Here is a 6,547-nt window from a genome sequence, read left to right as displayed (position 1 = left end):
GGCTGGTGCGGACCGGGGCGGGCAACCTCGGGGGCCAGTGGGGAGCCTGGCAGGGACGGCCCGCGGGGAAAGCAGAGGTTCCCACGGGACGGATTCGGGGCTCAGCCTCTGCGGAACAGGGCGATGAGGCGGCGCCAGAGACGGCGCAGCGGACCGCCGCTTGCACCGGCGATGAGGGAGTCGGCGGTGGCGCGGGCGGCCGGGTCGAGGGCCGGGGTAGCGCGCGCCAGGTACGCCAGCGACACTGCCACCGGGGTACGCCGGATCGGCCCGGACGCCACCTCGGCGACCCGCCCGGCCACCAGCGCGGCCACGTCGGCGCGGGTGTCGGGGTGCACCCAGGCGGCGGTGACCAGGGCGAACAGTGCCGCCTCGGCGGCCGGGCCGAGATCACCGGCGGCCAGTTCCCCCAGCACCCGCCGCCGGGTCGACCGCTCCCACGGCTCGTCGGTGCGGTGGTGCAGCAGGCCGAGGCAGGCCCAGACCTGCGCACACCGAGTCCACAGTGCCGGATCCTGTCCGCCGAGCACCCGGCCCAGCGCGGTCTCCGGCGCCTCCGGCGGGTGTGCCAGCAGGGCCAGCAGGTCGGCGAGGTCCAGTGTGGCCAGCCCGACGGCGGCGTCGTACGCGGCCGGCGGGTGCGCCCAGGCGGGGTGCGCGAGCTGCTGGAGCCGCCGTACCGCCTCGGTCGAGGGGGCGGGACCGTCCGGGGCCGGGGTGTCGTCGCCCGCCGGGGTCACCTGACCGAGCCAGGGGCGCCCCCGGCAGCACTCGGCGAGGTCGCCGTGCTCGTGCGTGTCGTCCGGGTGGTCGCGGACGAAGTCGGCGAGCGCCACCAGGTGGTCCACGTCGCCGTCGCGCAGGTAGCGCAGCCGGTGCGCGGTGTGCACGGCGCAGTCGAACGCGGGGTCCTTCGCCAGCGCCCGGTCGATCCAGCCCAGCGCCGCGTCGAGCCGGCCGTGGTCGGCCAGCGTGCCGGCGATGTCCGCGTAGACAGCGAGGTCGTCGGGGTCGAGCGCGACAGCGCGTTCCAGTGCGGCGAGCGCCTCGGCGGTCCGGCCGGCGCTGCGGTACGCGTACCCGAGCCACACCTCGCCGAGTTTGGTGGGCTGTGCGCGTACCCCCCGGGTGGCCCAGGTGACGGCGAGGGTGACCTCGCCGAGGCGCCGGGCCAGCGCGGACGCCGCGCCCAGCAGCAGCGGATGGGCCGGATGGACGGTGATCGCGTTGCGGGCCAGCGTGAGGTACGGCGCGAGCGGCTCGCGCAGCCGGCGCGGCGCGGGGTCCGGCGCCGCCGCGCAGACCTGCATGAGGATCCGGGCGGTGCGCTCGGCATCGAGGCGTTCCGGCAGGTCGGCGGCGGTCACCCAGGGTACGGCGGCCCAGGGCGCGGCGGGCGCGTAGCCGGTGGCGGCGGCGAGCAGGTCGAGTCCCTCGGCGGGGCGGCCGGCGGCGGCGAGCAGGTGCGCGCGGGCCACCACGGCGCCGACGAACGCCTGCTGGCCGAGCGGGAAGAGGTCCAGGTCGCCGCCGCTCGCCGCGTTCAGCCGGGCGAGCGTCTCGTGCGCCTCGGGCAGCGTGGGGGAGCGGACCAGCGCCGCGGCCACGTGGTCGGCGGCGTGCCGCAGGTCGCCCTCGCCCAGTGCCAGCCGGGCCAGCGCGAGTTCCTCCTCCGCGGAGAGCGCGGCGTCGTCCTCGGGCACGTCGTCCTCTCGCCAGGGGGTCGGTCAGCCGGGCAAGCCTAGGGGATCTTCCGTCGATTAGTGATCCACTGCGCACTCCTGCTCGTTGCGTTGATTGGAGCCGCTCAAACGTGCAAGACTGAGCATCGAACGCGCGGGAAACGCGCAGAAGGAGGTTCTGGAGTGACGCGTCCAGGGGCCGGTATGGCCGCCGACATCGACGAGCAGCCGGCCGGTTACGAGCGTCTGCTCTCCACCGAGCACGCGGCGGCCATCGCCGAGGTGGCGGCCGTCGTCGCCGAACGCCGCCCCCGGCACGTGGTCTTCACCGCCCGGGGCACCTCCGACCACGCCGCGCTCTACGCGGCCTACCTGACCGAGATCCGCCTCGGCCTGCCCGCCGGGCTGGCCTCACCCAGCGCGATCACCGTCTTCGGCGCCCGGCCCGACCTCTCCGACGCGCTCGTCGTCGGCGTCAGCCAGAGCGGCGGCTCGCCCGACCTGGCCGAGGTGCTGCGGGTCGCCCGCGCCTCCGGCGCGCTCACCCTCGCCGTCACCAACAACCCCGGCTCGCCGCTGGTGGAGACCGCCGAGCTGAGCGTCGACATCGCCGCCGGCCACGAGCGCGCGGTCGCCGCCACCAAGACCTACACCGCCGAGCTGCTCGCGCTGCTCATGCTCATCGAGGGCGTACGCGCCGGCGACGGCGTGCTGCCGGCCGAGGAGCACGCCGCCCTGAGCCGCCTGCCCGAGCTGGCCGCGCAGACGCTCGCCGACGACACCCCGGCCCGGCTGGCCCCGCGTTACCGGTTCGCCGCCCAGCTCGTCACCACCGGGCGGGGGTACGCGTACCCGACCGCCCGGGAGGCGGCGCTGAAGCTGATGGAGACGTCGTACCTCCCGGCGCTCGCCTTCTCCGGCGCCGACCTGCTGCACGGCCCGCTCGCCATGACCGACCCGGACGTCCCGGTGCTCGCCGTGGTCGGCTCCGGCCCCGGCGGCACGTCCATGCGCGAGGTGCTGCCCCGCCTCGGCGAGCGCCGCGCCGACGTGGTGGTGGTCGGCTCCGCCGAGGTCGGCGAGACCCGGATGGCGGTGCCCGAGGTCGACGAGCGGTACGCGCCGCTGCTCGACATCCTGCCGCTGCAACGGCTCGCGCTGTCCCTGGCGCTGGCCCGGGGCGAGGACCCGGACGCGCCGCGCGGCTTGAAGAAGGTCACGGCGACGATGTGAGGTCCGGCGTGGCACGCTGTGGGGCGTGTCCACCCTCCGTGACCTCGCCGAGGAGCACACCGCGCTCCGCCCGGCCGACATCGACCACCTGCACCGGATCGCCGGCGACTGGCAGCTGCTGTCCGACCTGTCCTTCGCCGACCTGCTGCTCTGGGTGCCGGTGGACGGTGACGGCACGTTCCTCTGCGTGGCCCAGGTCCGTCCCACCACCGCGCCGACCGCCTACCTGGACGACCAGGTCGGGCGCATCGTCGGCGGGGCCGAGGTGGCCCACCTGGAGGTGGCCCACCGGCAGGGACGGATCTGGCGCGAGGGCGACCCGGTCTGGTACGGCGACGTGCCGGCCCGCCACGAGGCGATCCCGGTCCGGCTGCGCACCGGCGACGGTGAAGCCGGCGAGGTGATCGCCGTGGTGGGCCGGGACACCAACCTGTCCACCGCGCGCACGCCCAGCCAGCTCGAACTGAACTACCTCACGACCGCCGACGACCTCGCCCAGATGATCGCCGACGGCACGTTCCCGCCGCCCCGGCACCCCGGCGAGACCACGTCGGCGCCCCGGGTCGGCGACGGTCTGGTGCGGCTCGACGCCAACGGCAAGGTCACCTACGCGAGCCCGAATGCGCAGTCCGCGTACCGCCGCCTCGGCTACGCCTCCCACCTCGTCGGCGAGGACCTGGCCAAGCTGCACCGCCGGCTCGCCGGCGACCCCCTCGAAGGCACCGACGCGGGCAACGCCGTGCTCGCCGCGCTGCGCGGCGAGGCGCCACCCCGGCGGGAGATCGACGCCCGTGGCGCCACCATGCTCACCCGGGCGCTGCCGCTGATGCCCGCCGGAGTGCCGATCGGCGCGCTGGTGCTGGTCCGCGACATCACCGAGGTACGCCGTCGCGACCGCGCCCTGATCACCAAGGACGCCACCATCCGGGAGATCCACCACCGGGTGAAGAACAACCTCCAGACCGTCGCCGCGCTGCTGCGCCTCCAGGCCCGGCGCGTCACCATGCCCGAGGCGCGGGTGGCGCTCGAAGAATCGGTACGCCGGGTCGCCTCGATCGCGCTCGTGCACGAGACGCTCTCCATGTCCAGCGACGAGGCGGTCGAGTTCGACGGCATCGTGGACCGTGTCGCCAGCGCCGCCACCGAGGTCGCCGCCACCGAGGTGAGCGTGGGCATGCGCCGCCGCGGCACCTTCGGCATCCTGCCCGCCGAGATCGCCACCTCGCTGGTGATGGTGCTCAACGAGCTGCTGCTCAACGCCGTGGAACACGGCTTCCCGCCCGCCGACGAGGAGGCCGCTGCCCCCGCGCCAGCGGACGCGCTCCGGCCCGAGGCCGAGGTCACCGCGCTCCGGCCCGAGGCCGAGGTCACCGCGCTCCGGCCCGAGGCCGAGGTCACCGCGCTCCGGCCCGAGGCCGAGGTCACCGCGCTCCGGCCCGAGGCCGAGGTCACCGCGCCCCGGCCCGAGGTGGTGGTCACCGCGCACCGGGCCCGCAAACAGCTGCACGTCTCGGTCACCGACAACGGCCGAGGGCTGCCCGAGCAGTTCGACGCCGAACGCGGCGGCAACCTCGGCCTCCAGATCGTCCGGGCACTCGTCACCGGCGAGCTGCGCGGCACCATCGAGCTGCGTAATTGCGCCGACGGCGGCACCGAGGCCGCAATCGTCGTACCGCTGGCGCGCGGCACCACCGACCGCCTCACCGGACGAGCAGGGCCACCGTGATGCCCGGCCGCGGCCACACCTGCCGCACCGTGTAGCCCGCGCGCAGCGCGTCACCCTTCGCTCCCGGCACCGCCGCCGGCGGGTCCGCGCGCCGCCCGGTGACCACCAGCCAGACCCGGTTCACCCCGGCCAGGCACCGCGCCGGGTCGTCGCACTCCACGGCCCAGAGGCTCGCGTCCTGACGCTGATCGCGGACCACGAGCACGTCGCGCGGCAGCCTCAACCCCAGGTGGTACGCCATGCCGAGATCCGGGAACAGCCACCCGTCCCGGGGCGAGTAGACGATCGCGTCGCCGGGCCGCTGCTCGGCGCCGATGATCCCGGCCGCGCCCGCGTAGTCGACCGGTGCGCTACGCGGCCACTCGTGGGTACGGCGCAGCGCCGCCTGATCGGGCAGCCCGAGCAGCCCGGCCAGCACCACCACCGCGATTCCCGCCACCATCCGTCCGCGCGGCGACGTCGGTCCTTGCTCTGCTTCCGCGGGCGCGGCAGTGCGGCCGGCTGCGGCGGGTGTCGCCGTGCGCTCTGGTTCGGCGAGCGTTGCTGTGCCCGGCGTCCGGGTCGGTGCGGGAGTGACCCGCGCGGCAGCCAGGGCGGCGCCGGCCAGTACGCACGCGAACGGCACGGTGAAGACGAGGTAGCGGGTCACCCACAGCGGCACCATCGTTCCGGCGGCGAAGACCAGCACCACCGGCAGCAGTATCGCGGCGGCGGGCAGCAGCGCCCGGCGACCCAGCCGGGCCGCGCCGAGCGCCGCGAGCGCGAGCACGAACCCGCCGACGACGCCGCTCTGCGCCAGCGCGCCCGGCAGCGCCGCCAGGTCCGGCAGGCGGGCCGGGTCCACCCAGTCGAGCTGCCGCCCACGCTGTCCCCGGGCGACCAGCGCCAGCGGGGTGACGAGCACGACGACCGGCACCAGCGCCAGCAGCCACCCGGCCAGCACCCGTCGGCCGGACGCCGACGCCTCCCGAGCCTCGCCGGTCACGTCCTGCGGTTCCGCTTCCGGCGCGTCCGTGCCGTGCTCCCGGCTCCCGGGATGCGGTGACACCCGTGGCGTTCCACCGGCGCTCGATCTCGTGGCTGGGTGGAACGCCGTGGGTGTCTGCGGGGCGCCGTGACACCTGTGGCGTTCCACCGGCGCTCGATCTCGTGGCTGGGTGGAACGCCGTGGGTGTCTGCGGCATGGCCGGCTCGCGTCGGGCATCTCGGCTCGGAACTGGCCGGGCGGATCGACGACCGCCGCGGGTCCACGTGCGGCGACCAGCAGCACCACCACTGCGTGCGCGGCGAGGAGCGTGAGCGCGAGCAGGTGGAACAGACCGAGTGCGGCGGCCGCGACCGCGTACCCGGCCCAGCGCCACCGTCCCGGCCGGCGCAGCGCCCCGACCAGCAGCAGCGTGGCCAGCACGGCGAGCAGCGTCGCGAGCGCGTACGGGCGCGCCTCCTGGCCGTACCGCGAGGTGACCGGCAGCACCGCGAACAGCAGCCCGGCCAGCAGCCCGGCGCGGCGGCCGACCAGCACCGCGCCGAGGCGGGCGGTGAGCGCGGCGGCCACCGCCACGGCCAGTGCCGAGGGCAGCCGCAGCGCCGTCGGTGACGTGCCGGCCAGCGCCGTCCAGCCGTGCATGAGCAGGTAGTACGGCCCGGTCGCGGCGTCGATGGTGCGGGTCATCCGGGCCAGGTCCGGTACCGGCCGGGTGGCGGCGCTCCAGGTGGCCAGCTCGTCCCGCCACGGCTGGGCGTGCCCGATCCCGGCCAGCGTCACCACGAGCGTGAGCAGTCCCGGAACCACCCACACCACCGGACCCGAACGGCCGCAGGCAGACGCGGGCACGAACCTCCTCACCCCCGCAGCGTCACACGCCGGTCGCCGTCACCCCGCCCGCTCCACCAATTCCCACCCACC

General features: G+C 75.8%; 3 protein-coding genes and 2 pseudogenes. 3 read left to right on the top strand and 2 right to left on the bottom strand.

Features of this window, described 5'->3' with window-relative positions:
- Positions 1-101 precede the first annotated feature (101 nt).
- The gene (locus EAD96_RS01165) at positions 102-1,703 is read right to left on the bottom strand and encodes a tetratricopeptide repeat protein (protein ID WP_121682965.1); all 1,602 of its coding nucleotides are present in this window, start codon (positions 1,701-1,703) and stop codon (positions 102-104) included.
- A gap of 183 nt (positions 1,704-1,886) precedes the next feature.
- On the opposite strand from EAD96_RS01165, the gene EAD96_RS01160 reads away from it, so the two are divergent.
- From EAD96_RS01160 to EAD96_RS31860, 3 genes and pseudogenes are all read left to right on the top strand, one after another.
- Positions 1,887-2,915 carry an SIS domain-containing protein gene (locus EAD96_RS01160; RefSeq protein ID WP_030275110.1) on the top strand — a complete coding sequence of 343 codons (1,029 nt, stop codon included), beginning with the start codon at positions 1,887-1,889 and terminating at the stop codon, positions 2,913-2,915.
- A 25-nt stretch (positions 2,916-2,940) separates the two neighbouring features.
- A pseudogene (locus EAD96_RS01155) lies at positions 2,941-4,206 on the top strand (histidine kinase N-terminal domain-containing protein); the annotation flags it as partial.
- Positions 4,207-4,371: 165 nt separating this feature from the next.
- Positions 4,372-4,641 (top strand): annotated as a pseudogene (locus EAD96_RS31860) (ATP-binding protein); the annotation flags it as partial.
- On the opposite strand, the gene EAD96_RS01150 reads toward EAD96_RS31860, so the two are convergent.
- On the bottom strand, positions 4,616-6,433 hold the full coding sequence (locus EAD96_RS01150) for a glycosyltransferase family 39 protein (protein ID WP_233585341.1): 1,818 nt from the start codon (positions 6,431-6,433) through the stop codon (positions 4,616-4,618). The pseudogene EAD96_RS31860 and the gene EAD96_RS01150 sit on opposite strands and share 26 nt — an antisense overlap.
- Positions 6,434-6,547: the final 114 nt, after the last annotated feature.

It is taken from the genome of Micromonospora sp. BL1 (assembly GCF_003667485.1).
GTDB lineage: Bacteria > Actinomycetota > Actinomycetes > Mycobacteriales > Micromonosporaceae > Micromonospora > Micromonospora tulbaghiae.
Note: the sequence above shows the minus strand (reverse complement) of the source record. Positions and strands in the feature narration are given on the sequence as shown.

Bases quoted from the DNA above. Each gene is read 5' to 3' on its own strand.
- EAD96_RS01160 (WP_030275110.1), top strand. From the start codon at position 1,887: ATGGCCGCCGACATCGACGAGCAGCCGGCCGGTTACGAGCGTCTGCTC.